A 603-nucleotide genomic window follows, 5' to 3' on the forward strand; every position below is an offset into this window, starting at 1 on the left:
CCGCTGTTCATTTAACAGATACAGCCGCGTATTGGCTATTGCTTTTCCTACAGGTACACTATCAAATTCGGTCTCAAAGCTCCTGGTGTCAAAAATGCAACACCCAACCACTGCCTCTGTAGGACCATATTCATTAAATATTTTAAATCCATCGGATATATCTTTAATTACGGAAAGTACAGAAGAAGGAAGCTGCTCTCCACCAACAATGAAAGAAACTTCAATATTCATTTTTTTATCGACTTCAAAAACCTTCCCCATAGCTGATAAGAGGGAGGGTGTGACTTTAACGATAGTTTTATTTTTCACTTCCATAATGGTAGATGGAAGAACATTAAGCTCTTCACCATCTTTGATAATATCAACCAGACCGCCAGACAACCAAGGGGTATAAAGGCTAGTAACGGTAGCATCAAAAGCTATAGAGGAAGATAAGACGCTATTTATACATCTATTGCTACCGTATTTTTTATTAGCAAAATACAAATAATTAAGAACCCCCTTATGCTCCACCATCACCCCTTTAGGCATTCCGGTCGAACCCGACGTGTAGATCACGTATGCCAGATGCCGTGACGTCAGCCCCTGCACCTGCGGGTTGTC

Annotated in this window: 1 protein-coding gene; it reads right to left on the reverse strand. The window is 41.0% G+C overall.

Features of this window, described 5'->3' with window-relative positions; genetic code table 11:
• A partial coding sequence (locus tag GJV78_RS22745) for an AMP-binding protein (protein ID WP_330998850.1) occupies positions 1–591 on the reverse strand: 591 nt, incomplete at its 3' end.
• Positions 592–603: the final 12 nt, after the last annotated feature.

This window comes from Intestinirhabdus alba, assembly GCF_009711095.1.
Lineage (GTDB): Bacteria > Pseudomonadota > Gammaproteobacteria > Enterobacterales > Enterobacteriaceae > Intestinirhabdus > Intestinirhabdus alba.